This window comes from Citrobacter sp. S-77, from assembly GCF_963864895.1.
Taxonomy (GTDB): domain Bacteria; phylum Pseudomonadota; class Gammaproteobacteria; order Enterobacterales; family Enterobacteriaceae; genus Citrobacter; species Citrobacter murliniae.
In genome coordinates this window covers 2,150,964-2,171,854 of sequence record NZ_CAWLWU010000002.1, presented here as the reverse complement: position 1 = coordinate 2,171,854, position 20,891 = coordinate 2,150,964, and the positions used below count along the sequence as shown (strand labels likewise).

The window sequence follows — 20,891 nt, the reverse complement described above, 5'->3', positions numbered from 1 at the left end:
ATCCACGGGGTCAACGGGAGGATCAATAGGGTCAACCGGTGGCATTGTGTTGGTTAAATACCAGTTGCTGCTATTGTCGCCGGTACCGCGGACCAGTGAATAGTCATAAGCCCCGGCCACAATACGGCCCTTCTGAGTAAAGATACCGTCAGATTTACCGCCTACGCTGATAATCTCGATGCCATTTAGCGTGTAGTCACCATTACCCCCGGCATTGGTGACGCTAACATCGGTATTACCCGAGGTATTGCCAGTAACCACTAACTTATCAGTTATTGAACTGTCATTGCCCAGCACGGTATTAAGCAGCAGGTGCCCGCCATTTCCCGTGTAGTTGCCATTCACAGTCAGCGTGGTGCCTGCCACCGGCTTATATGCGGCGTCACGGTAACCTATCGTCACCGTGCCGCTGTTGTTCATAGAGCCGGTATGATAGTCGGTGACAGCTGCATTAACGCCATCCTGGCCGAGTGTGATCCAACCACGGTTATCAACGTCGCCGCTGCCCAGACCATCAGCAGATAACAACGTAATATTCCCGGAGTCATTGGTGGTGTTGGCGGTCATTCCCGCGCCACTACCGCTAATAATCACGCGGGCACCTTTAGTCAGTATCAGTTGCCCATCACCCGTCAAATCACCAGCAATGGTTCTGCCCCCCCAACCGTCTGTCATGGTCAGGGTGCCCTGGTTAAAGTCCAGTACACTGCCGGCTTCTGTCACTATGTTTCGCAAGGACTGAGCATGGCCGTTCATGTCGAACTTGCTGCCGCTGTGAACGGTCAGCAAGTGAGTATCCCCCAGTACATTATCGTTGCCCATTTTCAGGGTACCGGCGACCACATCAGTATTACCTGTGTAGCTGTTAGCATTGTTAGATAAGCTCACGTCGGTGTCGGTGTCGATACGCAAATCCCCGGTACCGGTGATTTTAGCACTGAGATCGGCGGCGTTGCCGGTGTTGCCTTCCGCATTCAGCGTCAGCGAATTGTCGCCCCTATTCACCAGTTCAAGCTCGACTAAGCCATAGTTAACATACAAGCCATCGCTATTATCGCCACTGGTCAGACGGTAATCGTAGATAGCTTCAGCCGCGATATATCCGTTTCTTACAACAGTTGTGGTCACCTTATTTGAGATGACTTTACCGTCCTGGTCGATAAGGGTGAGATTGCCGCCATTCCCGGTGACCTTCCCGTTAGCGCCGATCAGCTCAACCATTGTCCCTGTATTATCCTGCTGAAGCAGCGGTGCAACGGAGTTTGGCGTTTGCGGCTGGTTATCAAAGAATCCATCGTTGGTGATTTTGACCGTCCCACTACCGGTCAAATCGAGTTCATTATTGGTCTCAATAACACGATCGCTGGTGGTAGTACCCGGCGAAACATCGCCAAATACCAGAGTACCGCCTTCAAAAACTAGCCCGCCAATATTTTGTGTTCCGGTACCAACGGTGGTGATATTCCCAATTCCGATATGCAGCGTCGCATTGGTGAGCGCGGTGGTATTGGTACTTTCCAGGGCGAAGTGGTCGTTTTTGAGAGTCACATCCCCGGCAAATTGATCGCCCGCCGCTGCGGTAAAGTTGAAATTTCCATTGTTGTTGTCGGCGATAAGAGCACCATCACCAACCAGTTTGTTATCAAAATCAAATTTGCCTGTGGTTTGCGCGATCAGGGTGGCGCCGTTCGTAATATTGATTTCATCCGTACCGAAATCGTCGTGAGTTGACGATGCGTTTTTATCCGTCGTCACCGTACCGGTGATATTCCCGTTACTCCCCGCGTAAGGCTGGTTCGCACCCACGATGCGCACTTTACCGGAAACGATAGCGTGCTCATCGCCTGAAAGTGAATTTGAGAAAGACGAACCGTCGGTATAGACAATACCGCTTACGTCATGGGCGCTTACCCCGCCAGCAATAATCAGTAACGCCGGGGCAATAATTAATGTACTTTTAATTCCGTTATAACTGGTTCCTTTAGAGAAAGAGCTTTTTACCTTCCCTTTTCCTAATTCTGAAACAACAGTCCACGCCATAAGTGAATGGTTCCAGACGATATTATAAATAGTATTCATAAATTTCAGCCATACCCTTCAGGTAGTTAAGATTTTGGTATGAGATTTTTCCCAAACCTATATAAGGTCAAGCTCCGTAGATGATATCGCCTGCATATGTGCTTAGTTGCATAATGAAAAAGGTAGCGCAGCCACCTTATAGGTAATACTTTCATTTTTTACATTTACAGGAAGGGATACCTTCATAGGTCAGAATTAGAAGTGAATCAGTTAAGCATGCTCATTCCTGCATAGACAGCGGCACATGTTCAGAATGAATAGATTTTTAATCTCCCCCTGCAATAATAACCAAGGGGTAGTAACTCAGGACTCTGATGTATTTCACACAGAACATTCTTAAATGAAAGTCATTAAACTACAGATAACACTTTCACAACATACAAATGAATATCCTTACATTCTAATTCACGAAAAGTTAGCTAAACACAGGCACAAGTGCAGATTATGGCAAGCCATTTCTTGATTTATCGAATAATAACGCCGCTCCATAATTATTCAAAGTTTAATCGGGATGATAATGACAATTTAGGATCTTTCCATGCAAATGAAGCTTGACTCCTAAAATCACCATTAGCGCGTGGCGTTTTACAAATTAATAATATCCTACCTCTTGCACGCCAATTCAGACAGCGTTTTAACGGGCTATCAGTAATCAATACTTTTGAATCAATAGAATCAAACTATTAATAACTTTCGGATATTCAGCACAGCCAACCTTCAAATGAAACATTTAGTATTACTTTAGTTTTGATATTTGTTTTTTACATTAAAATCAAATAGATATCACAGTATGATTTGTGACACATTAATTTGTTCAAATTGCAATCAACACAATATAACCAATTAAAAATCATAAGGTTATGCAACACTGCTTTTGAAATTAAAACTATTCAATCGTTGTTTTTATGATATTAATTTGCATTATGTGTTTTTTTTGTTTTTTATATGCAGCGAAATTAACGAGAAGCGTGTCATTGTTACGCCCTGCTCAACACTTATTGTTTCATTAGTTATTGTTTGGTAGCAAACCATTTGCAAGAGATATGTGGTGAACTACTTAGCTCTTAAGGAACTCACAAAGTGATACAGTAATTTGGGGGGACTTAGGTAATTTACGACTGTGAGTGCTGTTATGCGCATCATTACTGAAAATTTATATCTTCATATAGGACTATCTTCGTTAGTTAAGAATGCATTCGATGAGAGCAAAACCAAGAGGCTTGTCTTTATAGATATCACATATCTGTCAGAGCTATCGGCTGCTGATTTTGACGGGTTTATTGTTTATATTACACCCAAAAAATATAACATTGGATGGAAGGAGTTGTTTTCAACTGAGGTTAAACAGGGAGAAACCATAGATATGACAATGTCAGTGAAAGACATCAGGAAAAAGATTAATGCCTTAACTTGTGGCAGTAATGATGTTATTAACAGCGTTCAACATCGATATAGGTTATCAGAAAAGGAAGTCGCCACCATTCATGCTCTTGCCTGCGGCATCACTCCCGACACCTGCAGTCTACTTACTGGCAATAGCATTAAAACCATTAGCTCCCATAAAAGGAGTGCAATGACAAAGCTTGGGCTAAAAACCCAACAGGATCTTATTAACACCTTAAATTTATTAATCAAATATATGAAAATCATCCATACGATTGAATAACCAGGCTTATCAGCACCAGGCAACGAACCTCAAATCCGCCCTGTTTATGCCTTCCCGTTCCTTTATCGCCTGATTTGTGCGGCAAACTCTGATGGCCATGTTTTCCTGATGGTCGATTTTGGCTGTTTTATATTCAGTCCCTGCGAGGGACTGAGTAATAAACTGGATGATGCGGCTCGCTAGTACGAATAACGACCGCTCTGTGAATCAGGTGAAGCTTTTGGGAACGAAATCCAGGACAAAACCGGGTTTTACACCCGGTTCTTCACTCTATTTGAACAAGCCTTACGCGCTTAACCCACGATGGGCCAGCATAGGCTCCATACGCGGATCACGACCACACCACTGACGATAAAGTTCAGCGAGATCAGAACTGTTACCACGCGATAAAATCGCCTCACGGAATTTTTGCCCATTCTCGCGGTTTAATCCCCCTTGCTCAACAAACCACTGATAACCATCGTCAGCCAGCATTTGCGTCCACAGATAGGCGTAATAGCCTGCGGCATAACCACCGCCGAAGATATGGGCAAAATAACTGCTGCGATAGCGTGGCGGAACAGCCTCGAGGTTTAACGCCTCCTCTTCCAGCGCCTGTTGCTCAAACTCGTCTACTGATGAAAATGATACGTTCCCGTCCAGACTGTGCCAGTGCATATCCAACAACGCTGCACTCAGCAGCTCAGTCATATCGTAACCCTTGTTAAACAGGCTGGCTCGTCGCATCTTGTCCTGCAACGTCTGGGGCATAGTTTCCCCCGTTTCAACATGGCGAGCAAAACGGGCAAAAACCTGCGGATGACTCGCCCAGTGCTCATTAATCTGCGATGGAAACTCAACGAAATCGCGTGGAGTATTGGTTCCTGACAGCGTTGCATATCGTTGTGTAGCGAACAATCCATGCAGGGTATGCCCAAACTCATGAAACAGTGTGATGACATCATCCCACAACAGCAACGCCGGCTGACCGTTCGCGGGTTTCTGATAGTTGCACACGTTGTAAATCACGGGTCTGGTTTCGTTAAGCACCGATTGCTCAACAAAATTCCCCATCCAGGCACCACCGCTTTTCGTTTCCCGTGCAAAGAAATCACCATAGAACAGTGCCAACCCCACACCGTCGTGATCGAAAATTTCCCACACTCGCACATCAGGGTGATAAACAGGAATGTCAAAACGCTCAATAAATTTAATGCCAAAGAGCTGATTTGCCGTCCAGAACACACCGTCACTGAGCACTGTCTCTAAAGCAAAATAGGGCTTGAGTTGAGCCTCATCAAGCGCATATTTTTCACGGCGTACCTGTTCGGCATAAAAGGCCCAGTCCCAGGCCTGGGCACTAAATCCAGCCTGTTCTTGATTAATCGCTTTCTGAATTTCGTTTTGTTCAGCTAACGCTCTCTGACGCGCTGCCGGAACGATAGCCCGCATAAAAGAAAGCGCCGCCTCCGGAGTTTTTGCCATCTGATCCGCAATTTTCCACGCAGCATAATTCGCGAAGCCAAGTAATTTGGCTTGCTGGGCGCGGATTTCCACCAGCCGACGAATAATTGCGCGGGTATCATTTGCATCGTTTTTTTCAGCTCGAGTCCAGCCGTTGGTAAACAGATTTTCGCGAGTCTGACGATCGCGTAACACAGCAAGCGCAGGTTGTTGGGTGGTATTCAGTAATGGAATAACCCAGTGGGCAGTTAGCCCCCTCTCCTTTGCTGCCTGAGCGGCAATATCCAGCTCATCCGCGCTTAAGCCATCCAGCAGTCGGACATCATCTACCACCAGACCGCCTGATTTATTTGCCGCGAGCAATCGCTGATTAAACTGGCTGGTTAAGGTGGCCGATTCTGTATTGAGTGCTTTCAGGCGAGTTTTATCGGCCTCATTAAGCTGCGCGCCTGCCAGAACAAAACGCTGGTGAACCACTTCCAACAAACGTAATGATTCGCTGTCCAGCTTCAGTGATCCACGCTGTTGCCAGACGGCATCTACACGTGCAAAAAGCGCGCTATCGAGATAAATATCATTCGCCAGCGCTGCAAGCTCGGCGGAAAATTCCTCATCAAGCCGCTGTAGTTCATCGTTCGTGTGCGCCGCGGTCATCGCAAAGAAAACACTGGTAACACGCGTTAACAATGCCCCGCTTTGTTCAAGCGCCAGCAGCGTATTCGCAAAATCAGGAACCTGTGGGTTTTGCGCAATTGCAGCGATTTCAGCTCGTTTTTGCCGCACACCTTCATCAAAAGCGGGACGATAATGACACTCTTTAATTTGATCAAATTGTGGGGCCTGATAAGGCAAGGTGCTGCATTGCAAAAAAGGGTTCGTTAACAACATCTTTCACTCCTGAAAACGATTTGTTTATTAGAGTATGCCTCGCGGGAATCGACCGCAATCTCGTTAAGCAGCAATAGCCCTGAACAGAAATGACGTGCTATGGTAATAGCACATAAAAAGCGTTGAGGAACAGTGAGATGATCGTTTTAGTAACCGGAGCAACCGCAGGTTTTGGTGAGTGCATTACGCGTCGTTTTATTGAGAATGGGCATAAAGTTATTGCCACCGGACGCCGTCAGGAGCGCCTGCAGGAGCTGAAAGATGAGTTGGGCGACAACATCTATACCGCACAACTTGATGTCCGTAATCGCGCGGCTATTGAAGAGATGCTGGCGTCCCTCCCTGCACAATGGCGCAACATTGACATTCTGGTCAACAATGCGGGCCTGGCGTTGGGTCTCGAACCTGCCCATAAGGCCAACGTCGATGACTGGGAAACGATGATAGATACCAACAACAAAGGTCTGATTTATATGACCCGTGCCGTCCTGCCCGGCATGGTCGAACGCAATCGCGGTCATATTATCAATATCGGCTCTACCGCCGGTAGCTGGCCGTATGCTGGTGGTAACGTGTATGGCGCGACAAAGGCATTTGTTCGCCAGTTCAGTCTGAATTTACGTACGGACTTACATGGAACAGCGGTGCGCGTTACCGATATTGAGCCGGGCCTGGTTGGAGGGACGGAGTTCTCTAATGTGCGTTTCAAAGGTGATGATGATAAAGCCGGAAAAACCTACGAAAACACCACAGCACTGACACCGGAAGATGTTACCGAGGCAGTTTGGTGGGTTGCTTCGTTACCTGCCCATGTCAACATTAACACCCTTGAAATGATGCCAGTCACACAGTCTTTTGCAGGTCTTAGCGTCCATCGGCGTTAATTTTTATACCCGGCCTCGTGCCGGGTATAGATAGCATCAAATAAGTGATAAAGTAGACAGGTTAACTCTCTAAAAAGTAAGAATGAATGACCGTAGAAACGCAGCTCAACCCTACACAGCCAGTAAATCAGCAGATTTACCGTATTCTTCGTCGCGATATCGTGCATTGCCTGATTGCACCTGGCACACCGCTTTCAGAGAAAGAGGTTTCCGTACGCTTTAATGTGTCACGCCAACCCGTTCGCGAAGCATTCATTAAACTGGCGGAGAACGGTCTGATTCAGATCCGTCCGCAGCGCGGCAGTTACGTTAATAAAATCTCAATGACCCAAGTACGCAACGGCAGTTTTATCCGCCAGGCCATTGAGTGTGCTGTGGCGCGTCGGGCTGCATCGATGATCACTGAAAGCCAGTGCTACCAACTGGAGCAAAATCTTCATCAGCAACGCATTGCCATTGAGCGCAAGCAACTTGATGACTTTTTTGAGCTTGATGATAACTTCCATCAACTTCTTACCGAGATTGCCGACTGTCAGTTAGCGTGGGACACCATTGAAAACCTGAAAGCAACCGTTGACCGGGTGCGCTATATGAGTTTTGACCATGTTTCACCACCGGAAATGTTGTTGCGCCAGCATATGAATATTTTTTCTGCGCTACAAAAACACGATGGCGACGCAGTAGAACGCGCCATGACGTTGCATTTGCAAGAGATCAGCGAATCCGTGCAACAAATCCGCCAGGAAAATAGCGACTGGTTCAGCGAAGAATAACCCTTGTCTCACCTCGTACAGAGGTGAGCTTCCCCGTACTTTATCCCTGTCTGCATATCCACATAAAAAAAGCTGTGATTTTGATCGAAAACAAAAAAAATCCTTAACGATAAGCGTATTTATATTGCGCCCGTTACGTGGGAGTAAAAGCCCACGGGCTTTAACGGTAAGTTGGAAAGGAGAAAACACCATGAAAACATACGATCGTAACCGTAACGCAATTACTACTGGCAGCCGTGTCATGATTAGCGACACCGGAATCACTGGTCGAATCAAAACAATTGACACCGATGGTCTGACCGCTGAACAAATTCGTCGCGGTAAAACAGTGGAAATTGAAGGTTGTGAAGGCAAATATGCCCCCCTCGAACTGATTCGTCTGGGAATGAACTAATTGGTGTGAATGCCAGAAAATAACGCGCCATCTGGATGTAGTAAAAGCCGGATGGCGACATATAAGTTTTACTGTGTTACTTCAATTTCGCGGCATACTTCGCAACCGTTGCCTTCGCTCCATCAGCCAGCAAAGCAAGATACGCTTCTGTGACTTTGGTTTTGAACCGTTCAACCTGAGGCAGTTCGCGGCCAAAAATCGCATCGATAGCCAGTAAAGCCTGCACACGATCTTCACCTTCATTACTGTTCTGCACCACATTCTGGATAATCGGTAATAGCGGATCGTTAACGTCAATCGCTTGTCCCTGTTCATCAACACCGCCGACATAGCGCATCCAGCCCGCTACGCCCAGTGCCAGCAGATCGAAACGACTGTCGTGCACAAGATGCCAGCGCACGGAATCGAGCATACGCTGAGGCAGTTTTTGGCTACCGTCCATCGCAATTTGCCAGGTGCGGTGACGCAATGCCGGGTTACTGTAACGGGCGATCAGGCGATCGGCATATCCTTGTAAATCCACGCCCTGCACTTTCAGTGTCGGTGCCTGTTCCTGCAACATTAGCTCACGCGCTGCCCGGAGGTAATTTTCATCTTCCATACAGTCATTGATATACTGATAACCAGCCAGATACCCCAGATATGCGAGGAATGAATGGCTGCCGTTCAACATACGCAGTTTCATCTCTTCATAAGGAAGCACATTGCTGACCAGTTCAGCACCCGCTTTTTCCCATTCCGGGCGTCCGGCGACAAAGCTATCTTCTATGACCCATTGACGGAACGGCTCACAGGCTACGCCAGCCGGATCGCGCACACCAGTAAGTTGTTCAATTTTATCAAGCGTGTCGGCCGTCACCGCCGGTACAATACGGTCAACCATGGTCGAAGGGAAAGTGACGTTTTCAACAATCCATTTCTCCAGCTCGACATCAATTGCATGAGCATAACAAGTGACAACGTCACGAATAACTTGACCGTTTTCTGGCATGTTATCGCAAGACATCACAGTAAACGCTGGTAAGCCTGCGGCTTTACGGCGTGCCAGTGCCTCAATGATAACCCCCACTGCTGTTTTGGGCTGATGAGGATTGTTCAGATCGGCGACAATCATTGGGTGATCCAGCATTAACTGTCCGGTCGCTGGAGCGTGGAAATAGCCTTTTTCGGTGATGGTCAGGGAGACGATAGCGATTTGCGGTTCACACATGGCTGCCAGTACTGTTTCTAAACCATCCAATTCCACATGAAGTGCTTTTTTCACAACGCCAACTACACGAGCAGTCCAGGTATTGGCAGACATTTCCGCGACGGTATAGAGATTATCTTGTTGCTTAAGATCGGCGATTTGCTGTTCGCCACCAATCAGGTTCACCTCATAATAACCCCAGTCGCTGCTGTGCTCAGCGGCCAGGATATCAGCGTAAACACCCTGATGAGCGCGGTGAAATGCGCCAAAGCCTAAATGCACTATCCGAGGTACCAACTTATTACGATCATAGACAGGGAGCGTGGCCTTTGCTGATAACAAATTATTTCCCATGACAATTCCTTTAATTTAAATATGGCAAGCTGACTGTTTTGTTTTATGAAAGATTATTTAACAGTAAAAAACCCTTCTCCAGTTAGAGAAGGGTTTCAGAATTTACACGCTTCTTGAAGGTTGTACTGCACTTACAGTGCGCGGTTGCTCTTCCGCAGCATCTTCCAGCGCACTTAAATCTCGGTCTTTCACTTCTGGCATTTTAAGCGCAGAGATTAAACCGATAACAGAGTAAGACATAATCATCACCGCAATCGGATACCAGGATTGAGTCATGGTACAGAAAATACCGGCCAGGATAGGACCAAAACCAGAAGCGATAAGACCGCCAATTTCTTTGGAAATTGCCATCCTGGTAAAACGATCTTTGCAACCGAACATCTCTGCCATGGTAATGTTTTCCAGAGCAAATAATCCCAGTACCGCACAGTTATGAATTACAATCAGGGCAATCATAATAGTGCTCGGGGCATAGGTTTTATCCACGATGATAGACAACATTGGCCATGCCAGCACAATGGCAGAAGTATTCATAATGATATAGGGAACACGACGACCAATTTTATCGGATAACCAACCGAGGAAAGGAATCGTCATAAAACCGATAATGGAACTGATCATCAATGCATCGGTTGGAATTGCTTTATTGAACAGCAGAGTTTGGACTAAATAACCGGCAAGGAAGGTTTGAATCAGACCTGAGTTTCCTGCCTGTCCAAAACGCAGACCCGTTGCCAGCCAGAAAGATTTACTCTGGAACATGCTGCCGGAAGAAACCGCTACTGGTGCGGATTGCTTGCTGTCATTCACCTTCTCAAAGACCGGGCTTTCTTTCAGGTTCAGACGCAACCAGATAGCGAAGACCATTACCACCACACTCGCCAGGAACGGAATACGCCATCCCCACGCCAGCAGTTGTTCTTTGTCGAGAATAAAGAACATAAAGGCCCAGATTGCTGTTGCACTTAAGGTCCCACAGTTCGTTCCCATCGCCACGAACGAGGAGATAATGCCGCGTTTACCTTTCGGCGCATATTCCGCCAGCATCGTACCCGCACCAGAAATTTCCGCGCCAGCACCCAGCCCCTGAATAATACGCAGAGTGACCAGTAAGATTGGAGCAAAAACACCAATCTGTGCATAGGTTGGCAACACACCAATTAAGGTGGTACAGATCCCCATCATGGTGATTGTAATAAAGAGTACTTTTTTACGCCCTATTCTGTCACCCATTTTCCCGAAGAAAAATGCGCCGACAATACGTGCGACATAGCCAGCACCGTAGGTTCCCATTGCCAGAATCAATGCCATCGCAGTTGATGATTCAGGAAAAAATATTTCATGAAACACCAATGCTGCACCAAGCGAATACAACTGAAAATCCATAAACTCAAGAGCAGTCCCTAGCCAGCCGGATATCGCGGCTTTCACTAAATCCTTTGTGCTTCTTTCATGTTTTTCTATTGTCATAATTGTTATCTCTGAAAAAGAGGTAAGATGCGTACTACTTACTCGCCGTTATTTATATTATTCAGAAAAAGTGAGTAAAACTTTGCAGCAGTGTTTCTGATCCTGTTCAAATAAACTAATAGCATCAGCAACATGCTGGTAATCAAACGTATGGGTAATTAATTTATCAGGATTAATTAACCCTGTACTTAACCAGTCAATAACCACTGGGAATTTATTCGCATTTAACCGGGAAGAGAATATAGAGAGCTCCTTACCGGTGATTCCTTGCTGAATGACTTCAGACGGCTCGCTGGAAAAGCCCATTAACACAATCCGTGCCGCCGGAGAAGCCAGCGTAACCGCTTCTTTCAAAATTGAAGGATGACAAGCCGCATCGATAATTAATGTAGGTTTGATGCCTTTTTCGGCAAAAATCTCGCCAAGTGGTGTTTGACTGTTATTAATCGCCCAGTTCGCTCCGCTCTCTTTAGCTTTTTCCAGTCGTTCATCAATGCGATCAGCAACAATCACGTTTTTGACGTTATAGACCCCTTTTAATACCTGAACGATGGTCAGGCCAATCGGGCCTGCGCCATACACCAGTACGATGTCGTCTTCGGTTGGTTTACCATGTCCGGTGACGTTCGCAGCAATAGTAAAAGGTTCGATCATTACTGCAAATTTATCTGCAACTCCATCGGGGATCTTCCAGGCATTTTTCGCCGGAACAACGGCATATTCACTGAAACCGCCATCAGCATGGACGCCGAGTACTGCTAACGTTGTGCAAACATTCGGCTTACCAATAGAGCACGGATAGCAATGTCCACAGCTCACTACCGGGTCTACCGCAACACGCTCACCGACCCTGGCGCTGTCCACTCCTTCTCCAACTGCATCAATCACGCCAAAAAACTCGTGACCAATAACACGCGGATATTTCGCAAAAGGATTATGTCCACGATATATATGGCTATCCGATCCACAAATCCCGGCAAGTTTCACTTTTACCCGCACTTCACCCGCTGCCGGGTTAGGAATTTCACGTTCGATAATTGCCAGTTGATTCGGTTTTTCAATTAAAATGCTTTTCATTATTGTATGACTCCTTACCAGTTCCACAATGTGCCATCTTCCAGGCGTGCGACGGGCAGATAAGCCGGATCGTACGGATATTTCGCCGCGAGTTTTTCGTCGAACTCAATACCCAGACCCGGCTTTTCGCCTGGGTGCATGTAGCCGTTATCGAATGTCCAGTTATGCGGGAAGACTTCCAGCATCTGCTCGGAGTACCCCATATATTCCTGAACACCGAAGTTCGGAACCCACAAATCAAAATGCAGTGCGGCGGCCATACATACCGGAGACAGATCTGAAGGACCGTGAGAGCCGGTACGGACCTGGTATAAAGAGGCAAAATCAGCAATGCGACGCATACCAGTGATGCCACCGGCATGGGTAATGGTGGTACGAATGTAGTCGATCAGCTGTTCTTCAATCAGCTGTTTGCAATCCCAGATGCTGTTAAAGACTTCCCCTACCGCAATGGGTGTGACCGTATGCTGGCGTATCAGACGGAAGCACTCCTGGTTTTCAGCAGGTGTCGGATCTTCCATCCAGAACAGGCGGTATTGTTCAATGCTTTTGCCAAAACGAGCGGCCTCAATCGGCGTCAGACGATGGTGCATGTCGTGCAGAAGATGTTCGTTAAAACCAAATTTGTTGCGTACGGCTTCAAACAGCTTAGGCGTGAAATCGAGGTATTTTTCCGTCGACCACAGTTGCTCTTCCGGCCACTGGCCTTTGGTAGCAGGTTCGTAGGCCAGACCTTTACCTTTAGACATCCCGTAGGTCGTTTTCATACCCGGTACGCCACACTGCACGCGAATCGCTTTGAAGCCCATCTCTTTATGACGGGCGTAATCTTCCAGCACGTCATCAACGGTATGGCCTGTTGTGTGGCAGTAAACCATCACGCCTTCGCGGGATGCGCCCCCGAGCAACTGATACAGCGGCATGTTCGCGGCCTTCGCTTTGATGTCCCACAGCGCCATATCGACAGCAGAAATTGCTGACATGGTTACCGGACCACGACGCCAGTAAGCGCCTTTGTAAAAGAATTGCCAGATGTCTTCAATGCGGTGCGCGTCACGCCCAATGAGCTGCGGACACACGTGATCTTTAAGGTAGGATGCAACGGATAACTCTCGTCCGTTCAGCGTGGCATCCCCCAGCCCGGTGATCCCGTCCTCCGTCGTGATTTTCAGTGTGACAAAATTACGTCCCGGACAGGTGACAAAAACTTCAGCCCCTACAATCTTCATTCTTTATTCCTTACATCTCTTCTTGTGATGCAGGAAATTTACTCAACTGAGCTACTACCATACAAGTATGATGATCAAAAAAACGCTAACCGGTCACAAAAAAGGCGCTATGCGCGCCCCCATCCCGCTACGATGATCAACATTCCGCATAGTGCGATCAGCGCACCAGACCAGTCATACAGACTGAGTTTTACGCCATCAACAATGCGAAGCCACAGAAGCGCAGTAACGACATAAACGCCACCATAAGCGGCATATACCCGCCCGCTCGCTGCCGGATGCAACGTCAGCAGCCAGACAAATGCGGTCAACGACACGCCAGCCGGGATCAGCAACCATGCTGTCGCACCGCGCTTTAGCCATAGCCAGGGCAAAAAACAGCCTATTATTTCGCACAACGCTGTTATGAAAAAAAGTAGTGTGGTCTTAAGCATTGAAGTTATTCAGTTACATTAGGTTTAAGCATGATACGACAGAATACTGATATCCGCCGACCGGGTATGCCCTACAGCCGGAATAGTGTAGAATTTAGCCCTGTTTTATCGTTTTTCTCGTTCTCATAAAAGGAATTCGCCATGAATAATACACTGAGCAAACGCCTGTGTCTGACGGCAATGCTGACGCTGGCGGCAGTTGTCTACACCTCTTCCTCATTTGCTGAAACCAGCAAACTGATCATTGAGTCCGGGGACAGTGCACAAAGCCGTCAACAAGCTGCAATGGAAAAGGAGCAATGGAACGATACGCGCAATTTGCGTCATAAGGTCAACACGCGTGTAGAGAAAGAGTGGGACAAAGCCGACGCGGCATTTGACAGCCGTGATAAGTGCGAACAGAGCGCTAATATCAATGCGTACTGGGAACCTAATACTCTGCGCTGCTTAGACCGCCGCACTGGCCGTACCGTTGCACCATAATAGTTGTACTCACCAAAGGAATTGTAAGGATACGATATGACAAGCGCCCTCAGTGTTAAGCTGCGCCCGCTGGAGCGTGAAGATTTGCGATTTGTTCATCAGCTTGATAATAACGCCAGCGTCATGCGTTACTGGTTCGAAGAACCATACGAAGCTTTCGTTGAGCTGTCAGATCTCTATGATAAGCACATCCACGACCAAAGCGAACGACGCTTTGTCGTCGAGTGTGACGGTGAAAAAGCAGGACTGGTGGAACTGGTTGAAATAAACCATGTACACCGTCGGGCTGAATTTCAGATCATTATTTCCCCGGATTTCCAGGGCAAAGGCCTGGCCACGCGAGCAGCAAAACTGGCGATGGATTATGGCTTCACCGTACTTAATTTATACAAGCTGTATCTGATCGTTGATAAGGAAAACGAAAAAGCCATTCATATCTACCGCAAACTTGGATTTATGGTAGAAGGTGAATTGATCCATGAATTCTTTATCAATGGCCAATACCGTAACACCATCCGTATGTGTATCTTCCAGCATCAGTATCTGGCGGAACACAAAGCACCAGGCTCCAACCTGTTACAACCTACTGCGCAGTAAGAGCGGTTAGTAGTAGTCAATGGTGTTTTTAATTGAGTAACGATGTTCAACTGCCGGCTTCACGCTCTCGTCTACAATCACAAGCTGGCAGTTGACCGGATTCGCATAATCATCATATTCACACGTCTGTTTGACGTTACCTACAGGGTGATCGTTCAGCAAACTCACAGCGGTATAATCCAGTTTTTTCAACGGATCGGCAGATGGACTGGCCTTCACCTGCAACGTGTTATCCTTGCTGATAGTTGTTTTTCCCAGCGGATACCCTTCAGCATCATACCGGTACTGTACTTTCATTTCTTTCCCGGTTGCGGAGACAACAAAGCCATTATCGTCTGTATCCCACACCACTCCCGCAGACGGCAATTCCGCCAACTGACATTTACCCTGTAGCCGGATCCTTTTTTCCATCGTTTCAGCATCACGGTAGTAGTTGGCGTCCAGCACTAACGCCATTCCGGTATTGTTTTCCACATCGTGCAGTTCCAGCGTGTCAAAACACCCTTCCTGTGAGAGCGCACCGTTAACACGTTTCGTAACTTCACCTTTATCATTAAGCAGCGTCTGACTGAAATCCTTCACCGGACCACGCAGCGGATCGAAATCGAATTCATTGGAGAAACTGGCCATCTCCGGCGTAAAGGAAACCAGTCCTTTGGCGTTGTCACAGCCTACCAGCACCACACACAGGAAACCTAACAGCGTCTGTTTCTTCACATTTTTCACCGGGATAAAGAGATAATTCTCAATCATATTAGCAAATACAGTTATTTACACCAGAAATGCTAATCTTAGTTAATGTCTGTCATGAAAGGAGTTGATGATGAAATTCACCACAGGAATTGCCGCGAGCTTGCTGATAATCGCTTCTCCGCAGGTTCTGGCTGCGCCAGCCTCATGCGAGAGAGTTAAAAGTGATATCGAGCAACGCATCATTAATAATGGTGTTGCGGAATCGAGCTTTACGCTGAATATCGTGCCCAACGACCAGGCCGATCAACCGGATTCCCAGGTTGTTGGGCACTGTGCGAACGATACACATAAGATCCTCTATATCCGTACCAACAGCGGAAATACCTCCACTAATAATAGCGCTGCCCAGGATGGGCACGCAGCCGAACCGCAATAAATCCCCCCCTCCGTTCGCGGAGGGTTATCCCTGGTTTGATATGCATTAATACGGCGTACCCATAAGTAGGTAAAATAACCCTATCATTAGCATGCTATTTATTTCGTTGTAAAATCAAATATATAGCGATAACTAAAATGGGGTGAATGATGTCTGAAGTAAAGCAATATGGAGGTATTAGTCGTAGAGAGTTAGTTAAATCCTCAGCGATAGGATCGCTAGCGCTTGCAGCTGGGGGTATCTCGCTCCCCTTTGGAATGCGTACCGCAGCCGCTGCGGTGCAACAGGCGATACAACCAGCTAAAGAAAAAGTGGTTTGGGGGGCTTGTTCCGTCAACTGCGGCAGCCGGTGTGCTCTGCAACTCCACGTTAAAGATGACGAGGTGGTGTGGGTTGAATCTGATAACACAGGGGATGATATCTATGGTCATCACCAGGTTCGAGCCTGCCTGAGAGGCCGTTCGATTCGTCGGAGAATTAACCATCCGGACCGGCTTAATTACCCCATGAAACGCGTTGGCAAACGTGGCGAGGGTAAATTTGAGCGTATTAGCTGGCAGGAAGCACTAGATACCATCAGCACCAGCTTGAAAAATACAGTGCAGAAGTACGGTAACGAGGCGGTGTATATCAACTACACCTCAGGCATTGTGGGCGGCAATATTACACGCTCCTCCCCTTACGCCTCGCTGGTTGCTCGTATGATGAACTGCTATGGCGGTTTCCTTAGTCATTATGGTACTTACAGTACCGCGCAAATCGCTGCCGCAATGCCCTACACCTACGGCTCAAACTTAGGTAACAGCACCTCTGATATCGAAAACACAAAACTGGTGGTGATGTTCGGCAATAACCCCGCTGAAACGCGCATGAGCGGAGGCGGTATCACGTACTTCCTGGAACAAGCCCGGGAACGTTCAAATGCCCGAATGATTGTCATCGATCCGCGTTATACCGACACCGCAGCCGGTCGTGAAGACGAGTGGATCCCTATCCGCCCAGGCACAGACGCTGCACTGGTAGCGGGAATCGCATGGGTGCTCATTAATGAGGCGCTTGTCGATCAGGAATTTCTCGACAAATACTGCGTCGGCTATGACGAGAAAACGCTTCCGGCAGACGCGCCAGCCAACGGACATTACAAGGCCTATATCCTGGGCAACGGCCATGACGGTATCGCTAAAACACCACAGTGGGCATCTCATATCACCGGGATCCCAGCCGACCGTATTATTAAACTGGCGAGAGAAATCGGCAGTACAAAACCGGCTTACATTTGTCAGGGCTGGGGGCCACAGCGCCAGGCTAACGGGGAACTTGCCTCACGCGCTATTGCGATGCTACCTATTCTTACCGGCAATGTCGGCATTAACGGCGGCAACAGTGGTGCACGTGAGTCAACCTACACCATTACGATTGAACGCATGCCGATACCGGAAAACCCGGTCAAAACGCAGATTTCCGTCTTTACCTGGACAGACGCTATCACCCGTGGCCCGGAAATGACCGCCCTCCGGGATGGTGTGCGTGGTAAAGATAAACTCGACGTACCGATTAAATTTATCTGGAACTACGCAGGTAACACCATCACTAACCAGCATTCAGATATCAATAAAACGCACGAGATCCTCCAGGATGACACGAAATGCGAAATGATCGTGGTCATTGAGAATTTTATGACGTCCTCGGCCAAATATGCCGATATCCTGCTACCTGATTTGATGACCGTCGAACAGGAAGACATCATTCCTAACGATTACGCTGGCAACATGGGATATCTCATTTTCATTCAACCGGCAACATCTCCAAAGTTTGAACGTAAGCCGATCTACTGGATTATGAGCGAAGTCGCGAAACGTCTTGGCGACGACGTATATCAAAAGTTTACTGAAGGACGCACTCAGGAGCAGTGGTTACAGTATTTGTACGCAAAAATGCTGGCAAAAGACCCTGCACTCCCTTCGTATGATGAACTGAAGAAAATGGGGATCTATAAACGAAAAGATCCTAACGGACACTTTGTCGCTTACAAAAAATTCCGTGAAGATCCTGAGGGAAATCCGCTTAAAACACCTTCGGGCAAGATTGAAATCTATTCCAGCCGGCTGGCAAAAATTGCCAGTACCTGGGAACTGCAAAAAGATGAAGTCATTAGCCCACTTCCTGTCTATGCGTCAACATTTGAAGGCTGGGACGATCCCAAACGCAACACATTCCCGCTCCAACTGTTTGGTTTTCATTACAAATCTCGTACGCACTCAAGCTACGGCAATATTGACGTCCTGCAGGCATCATGTCGCCAGGAAGTCTGGATAAACCCTGTGGATGCGCAGAAACGTGGGATTGCCAATGGCGATATGGTGCGGGTATTTAACGACCGTGGCGAGGTACGAATTCCCGCAAAAGTGACGCCACGCATTCTCCCAGGAGTCAGCGCAATGGGCCAGGGTGCCTGGCACGACGCCGATATGTCTGGCGACAAAATTGACCATGGCGCATGTGTGAACACACTAACGACCCAACGTCCGTCACCGTTAGCCAAAGGCAACCCACAGCATACAAACCTGGTCGAGATTGAGAAGGTTTAAGGATTAGCTTATGAATGCGCAATACGGATTTTTTATTGATTCCGCCCGTTGCACGGGTTGTAAGACCTGCGAACTGGCCTGTAAAGACTATAAAGATTTAACTCCGGATGTTAGTTTCCGCCGTATTTACGAATACGCAGGTGGCGACTGGCAGGAAGATAACGGTGTCTGGCATCAGAATGTCTTTGCTTATTACCTCTCCATCGCGTGTAACCACTGCGAAGATCCGGCCTGTACAAAGGTCTGCCCGAGCGGCGCAATGCACAAGCGCGAAGATGGCTTTGTTGTCGTGGATGAGGACGTGTGTATTGGCTGTCGCTATTGTCATATGGCCTGCCCTTACGGCGCGCCGCAGTACAATGCCGCCAAAGGGCATATGACCAAATGCGACGGCTGCCACGATCGTGTTGCCGAAGGGAAAAAACCAATCTGCGTTGAATCCTGCCCGCTACGTGCGCTGGATTTCGGCCCGATTGATGAACTGCGTAAAAAGCACGGAGAGCTGGCTGCCGTTGCGCCACTGCCCGGTGCACACTTCACTAAACCGAATATCGTGATCAAACCTAACACCAATAGCCGTCCAACCGGGGATACCTCCGGTTATCTGGCAAACCCGAGGGAGGTGTAAAATGGGAAATGGATGGCATGAATGGCCGCTGGTACTGTTTACAGTTCTCGGTCAATGCGTGGCTGGCGCGCTTATTGTTAGCGGACTGTGTTGGTTTACTGCCAAAGACGATGCCGCAAGAAAACATATCGTTCGCAGCATGTTCTTTCTGTGGGTAGTAATGGGAGTCGGGTTTCTTGCCTCGGTAATGCACCTGGGTTCACCACTTCGTGCGCTTAACTCACTAAACAGAGTTGGCGCATCAGCGCTGAGTAATGAAATCGCCAGTGGATCGCTTTTTTTTGCGGTTGGTGGATTCTGGTGGCTGGTGGCTTTTCTCGATAAAATGCCGACCACATTAGGTAAAATCTGGCTACTGGTGAGCATGATCCTCGGCGTAGTGTTTGTCTGGGCAATGACGAACGTTTATCAGATAGATACGGTGCCAACCTGGTATAATGGATATACCACCACGGCATTTTTCATGACCGTGCTGCTGACTGGCCCACTATTCGCCGCGCTCCTGTTGCGTGTCGTTGGCGTCTCATTTAACGCCGCCACATTCGCTACTATTAGTGTGCTGGGTTTGCTAATTTGCGTGGCCGTCATTGTTCTACAGGGCATGTCACTTGGCGCTATCCACAGTTCAGTACAACAGGCAAATTCACTGGTTCCTGACTATGGAATTCTGCAGGTTTGGCGCATCATGCTGCTGACCGCGGGTCTGGGTTGCTGGATTTGCCCTCTGATCCGTCGCAAAGACCCGCACATTGCAGAGCTGGCGTTGGGTTTAATTTTAGTGCTTGCCGGTGAACTCATCGGACGTGGCTTGTTTTATGGTTTGCATATGACAGTCGGTATGGCTGTTGCAGGTTAACTTTCGAGTGCGGGGAGACCCGCACTTTTCAGGATTGTTTGCATGACCCATTTTTCACAACGTGACAACTTTTCTACCGCGGCGCGCGTGCTGGGAGCGCTGTTTTACTTTGCGCCAGACAGCGATGAAGCGGCTCCGTTAGTCTCATCATTAACCGCCGATGGCTGGCAGGCCCAGTGGCCGCTGTCAGAGAATATCCTCTCCCCGCTGGTTGTACAGTTTCAGACCGAAGTCGATGAAACGCTCCCAGAGGCCTGGCAGCGTTTGTTTATCGGTCCTTATACGCTTCCCTCTCCGCCCTGGGGCTCAGTCTGGCTGGATCGTGAGAACGTTCTATTTGGCGACTCAACGCTGGCATTACGTCAGTGGATGCGTGACAACGGCATCCAGTTTGAAATGCAGCAGAATGAACCGGAAGATCACTTTGGCTCCCTGTTGTTACTGACTGCCTGGCTTGCCGAAAACGAACGTCACACCGAGTGCGAACAATTGCTGGCCTGGCATCTGTTACCGTGGTCCGCACGTTTCCTTGAGGTCTTTACCGAAAAAGCGGATCATCCGTTTTATCAGGCTCTGGGAGAACTGGCTCGCCTGACGCTGGCAGAATGGCAGTCGCAGTTATTGATCCCCGTAGCCATTAAGCCGCTATTTCGTTAATTTCTTCCGTGGCAGGGTTTTGCCCTGCCGTTTTGTCCGGCGTTTCGCACGCGGTGCTTTTGCTTCCGGCAAC

The 20,891-nt window shown here is 48.1% G+C and carries 19 protein-coding genes; 11 read left to right on the top strand and 8 right to left on the bottom strand.

Features of this window, described 5'->3' with window-relative positions:
* Positions 1-2,079 (bottom strand): autotransporter outer membrane beta-barrel domain-containing protein (locus AACS05_RS11000; protein ID WP_045442696.1); only part of this gene is annotated, 2,079 nt, incomplete at its 3' end.
* Positions 2,080-3,211: 1,132 nt separating this feature from the next.
* On the opposite strand from AACS05_RS11000, the gene AACS05_RS10995 reads away from it, so the two are divergent.
* Positions 3,212-3,745: a LuxR C-terminal-related transcriptional regulator gene (locus tag AACS05_RS10995; protein WP_045442694.1), complete on the top strand. Its 534-nt coding sequence runs from the start codon at positions 3,212-3,214 to the stop codon at positions 3,743-3,745.
* Positions 3,746-4,030: 285 nt separating this feature from the next.
* Here AACS05_RS10995 and dcp read toward each other — a convergent pair whose 3' ends face one another.
* Positions 4,031-6,073, bottom strand: coding sequence for a peptidyl-dipeptidase Dcp (gene dcp / locus AACS05_RS10990; protein WP_144243101.1), 2,043 nt, complete (start codon positions 6,071-6,073; stop codon positions 4,031-4,033).
* Positions 6,074-6,213: 140 nt separating this feature from the next.
* Here dcp and ydfG point away from each other — a divergent pair, with 140 nt between their 5' ends.
* From ydfG to ydfZ, 3 genes are all read left to right on the top strand, one after another.
* Positions 6,214-6,960: a bifunctional NADP-dependent 3-hydroxy acid dehydrogenase/3-hydroxypropionate dehydrogenase YdfG gene (ydfG, locus tag AACS05_RS10985; RefSeq protein ID WP_045442692.1), complete on the top strand. Its 747-nt coding sequence runs from the start codon at positions 6,214-6,216 to the stop codon at positions 6,958-6,960.
* Positions 6,961-7,046: 86 nt separating this feature from the next.
* Positions 7,047-7,733 carry a DNA-binding transcriptional regulator rspR gene (gene rspR, locus AACS05_RS10980; protein ID WP_045442691.1) on the top strand — a complete coding sequence of 229 codons (687 nt, stop codon included), beginning with the start codon at positions 7,047-7,049 and terminating at the stop codon, positions 7,731-7,733.
* Positions 7,734-7,923: 190 nt separating this feature from the next.
* Positions 7,924-8,127, top strand: coding sequence for a putative selenium delivery protein YdfZ (ydfZ, locus tag AACS05_RS10975; RefSeq protein WP_045442690.1), 204 nt, complete (start codon positions 7,924-7,926; stop codon positions 8,125-8,127).
* Between the two features lie 76 nt (positions 8,128-8,203).
* Here ydfZ and AACS05_RS10970 read toward each other — a convergent pair whose 3' ends face one another.
* The 5 genes from AACS05_RS10970 to AACS05_RS10950 form a co-directional block, all read right to left on the bottom strand.
* Positions 8,204-9,670 carry a mannitol dehydrogenase family protein gene (locus AACS05_RS10970; protein ID WP_045442688.1) on the bottom strand — a complete coding sequence of 489 codons (1,467 nt, stop codon included), beginning with the start codon at positions 9,668-9,670 and terminating at the stop codon, positions 8,204-8,206.
* A 102-nt stretch (positions 9,671-9,772) separates the two neighbouring features.
* Positions 9,773-11,140, bottom strand: coding sequence for an MHS family MFS transporter (locus tag AACS05_RS10965; protein WP_071828925.1), 1,368 nt, complete (start codon positions 11,138-11,140; stop codon positions 9,773-9,775).
* A 57-nt stretch (positions 11,141-11,197) separates the two neighbouring features.
* A complete protein-coding gene (locus AACS05_RS10960) occupies positions 11,198-12,217 on the bottom strand; it encodes a Zn-dependent oxidoreductase (RefSeq protein WP_045442687.1) in 1,020 nt (339 codons plus the stop codon).
* Positions 12,218-12,231: 14 nt separating this feature from the next.
* A complete protein-coding gene (gene rspA, locus AACS05_RS10955; RefSeq protein WP_045442686.1) occupies positions 12,232-13,446 on the bottom strand; it encodes a starvation-sensing protein RspA in 1,215 nt (404 codons plus the stop codon).
* A 107-nt stretch (positions 13,447-13,553) separates the two neighbouring features.
* A complete protein-coding gene (locus AACS05_RS10950; RefSeq protein ID WP_045442683.1) occupies positions 13,554-13,880 on the bottom strand; it encodes a YnfA family protein in 327 nt (108 codons plus the stop codon).
* 141 nt (positions 13,881-14,021) lie between these two features.
* Between AACS05_RS10950 and AACS05_RS10945 the strand changes: the two genes are divergently transcribed.
* On the top strand, positions 14,022-14,363 hold the full coding sequence (locus AACS05_RS10945; RefSeq protein WP_045442681.1) for a DUF1283 family protein: 342 nt from the start codon (positions 14,022-14,024) through the stop codon (positions 14,361-14,363).
* A gap of 36 nt (positions 14,364-14,399) precedes the next feature.
* Positions 14,400-14,960: a spermidine N1-acetyltransferase gene (speG, locus tag AACS05_RS10940; RefSeq protein ID WP_045442679.1), complete on the top strand. Its 561-nt coding sequence runs from the start codon at positions 14,400-14,402 to the stop codon at positions 14,958-14,960.
* Positions 14,961-14,966: 6 nt separating this feature from the next.
* On the opposite strand, the gene AACS05_RS10935 is transcribed toward speG, so the two are convergent.
* The gene (locus tag AACS05_RS10935; RefSeq protein ID WP_081918235.1) at positions 14,967-15,677 is read right to left on the bottom strand and encodes a YnfC family lipoprotein; all 711 of its coding nucleotides are present in this window, start codon (positions 15,675-15,677) and stop codon (positions 14,967-14,969) included.
* 106 nt (positions 15,678-15,783) lie between these two features.
* Here AACS05_RS10935 and AACS05_RS10930 point away from each other — a divergent pair, with 106 nt between their 5' ends.
* The 5 genes from AACS05_RS10930 to dmsD all read left to right on the top strand — a co-directional run bounded on the left by AACS05_RS10930 (position 15,784) and on the right by dmsD (position 20,818).
* A complete protein-coding gene (locus AACS05_RS10930) occupies positions 15,784-16,089 on the top strand; it encodes a DUF1161 domain-containing protein (RefSeq protein WP_045442674.1) in 306 nt (101 codons plus the stop codon).
* A gap of 149 nt (positions 16,090-16,238) precedes the next feature.
* Complete coding sequence (gene ynfE / locus AACS05_RS10925) at positions 16,239-18,677, top strand: selenate/tellurate reductase subunit YnfE (protein WP_045442672.1); 2,439 nt, start codon at positions 16,239-16,241, stop codon at positions 18,675-18,677.
* A 10-nt stretch (positions 18,678-18,687) separates the two neighbouring features.
* Entirely contained in the window at positions 18,688-19,305 is a 618-nt protein-coding gene (locus AACS05_RS10920) for a DMSO/selenate family reductase complex B subunit (RefSeq protein WP_045442670.1), read from the top strand.
* A 1-nt stretch (position 19,306) separates the two neighbouring features.
* The gene (locus tag AACS05_RS10915; protein WP_045442667.1) at positions 19,307-20,161 is read left to right on the top strand and encodes a dimethyl sulfoxide reductase anchor subunit family protein; all 855 of its coding nucleotides are present in this window, start codon (positions 19,307-19,309) and stop codon (positions 20,159-20,161) included.
* A 42-nt stretch (positions 20,162-20,203) separates the two neighbouring features.
* Positions 20,204-20,818, top strand: a complete 615-nt coding sequence (dmsD, locus tag AACS05_RS10910; protein WP_045442664.1) for a Tat proofreading chaperone DmsD — start codon at positions 20,204-20,206, stop codon at positions 20,816-20,818.
* Positions 20,819-20,891: the final 73 nt, after the last annotated feature.

Bases quoted from the DNA above. Each gene is read 5' to 3' on its own strand.
- AACS05_RS10995 (WP_045442694.1), top strand. From the start codon at position 3,212: ATGCGCATCATTACTGAAAATTTATATCTTCATATAGGACTATCTTCG.
- ydfG (WP_045442692.1), top strand. From the start codon at position 6,214: ATGATCGTTTTAGTAACCGGAGCAACCGCAGGTTTTGGTGAGTGCATT.
- rspR (WP_045442691.1), top strand. From the start codon at position 7,047: ATGACCGTAGAAACGCAGCTCAACCCTACACAGCCAGTAAATCAGCAG.
- ydfZ (WP_045442690.1), top strand. From the start codon at position 7,924: ATGAAAACATACGATCGTAACCGTAACGCAATTACTACTGGCAGCCGT.
- AACS05_RS10970 (WP_045442688.1), bottom strand. From the start codon at position 9,670: ATGGGAAATAATTTGTTATCAGCAAAGGCCACGCTCCCTGTCTATGAT.
- AACS05_RS10965 (WP_071828925.1), bottom strand. From the start codon at position 11,140: ATGACAATAGAAAAACATGAAAGAAGCACAAAGGATTTAGTGAAAGCC.
- AACS05_RS10960 (WP_045442687.1), bottom strand. From the start codon at position 12,217: ATGAAAAGCATTTTAATTGAAAAACCGAATCAACTGGCAATTATCGAA.
- rspA (WP_045442686.1), bottom strand. From the start codon at position 13,446: ATGAAGATTGTAGGGGCTGAAGTTTTTGTCACCTGTCCGGGACGTAAT.
- AACS05_RS10950 (WP_045442683.1), bottom strand. From the start codon at position 13,880: ATGCTTAAGACCACACTACTTTTTTTCATAACAGCGTTGTGCGAAATA.
- AACS05_RS10945 (WP_045442681.1), top strand. From the start codon at position 14,022: ATGAATAATACACTGAGCAAACGCCTGTGTCTGACGGCAATGCTGACG.
- speG (WP_045442679.1), top strand. From the start codon at position 14,400: ATGACAAGCGCCCTCAGTGTTAAGCTGCGCCCGCTGGAGCGTGAAGAT.
- AACS05_RS10930 (WP_045442674.1), top strand. From the start codon at position 15,784: ATGAAATTCACCACAGGAATTGCCGCGAGCTTGCTGATAATCGCTTCT.
- ynfE (WP_045442672.1), top strand. From the start codon at position 16,239: ATGTCTGAAGTAAAGCAATATGGAGGTATTAGTCGTAGAGAGTTAGTT.
- AACS05_RS10920 (WP_045442670.1), top strand. From the start codon at position 18,688: ATGAATGCGCAATACGGATTTTTTATTGATTCCGCCCGTTGCACGGGT.
- AACS05_RS10915 (WP_045442667.1), top strand. From the start codon at position 19,307: ATGGGAAATGGATGGCATGAATGGCCGCTGGTACTGTTTACAGTTCTC.
- dmsD (WP_045442664.1), top strand. From the start codon at position 20,204: ATGACCCATTTTTCACAACGTGACAACTTTTCTACCGCGGCGCGCGTG.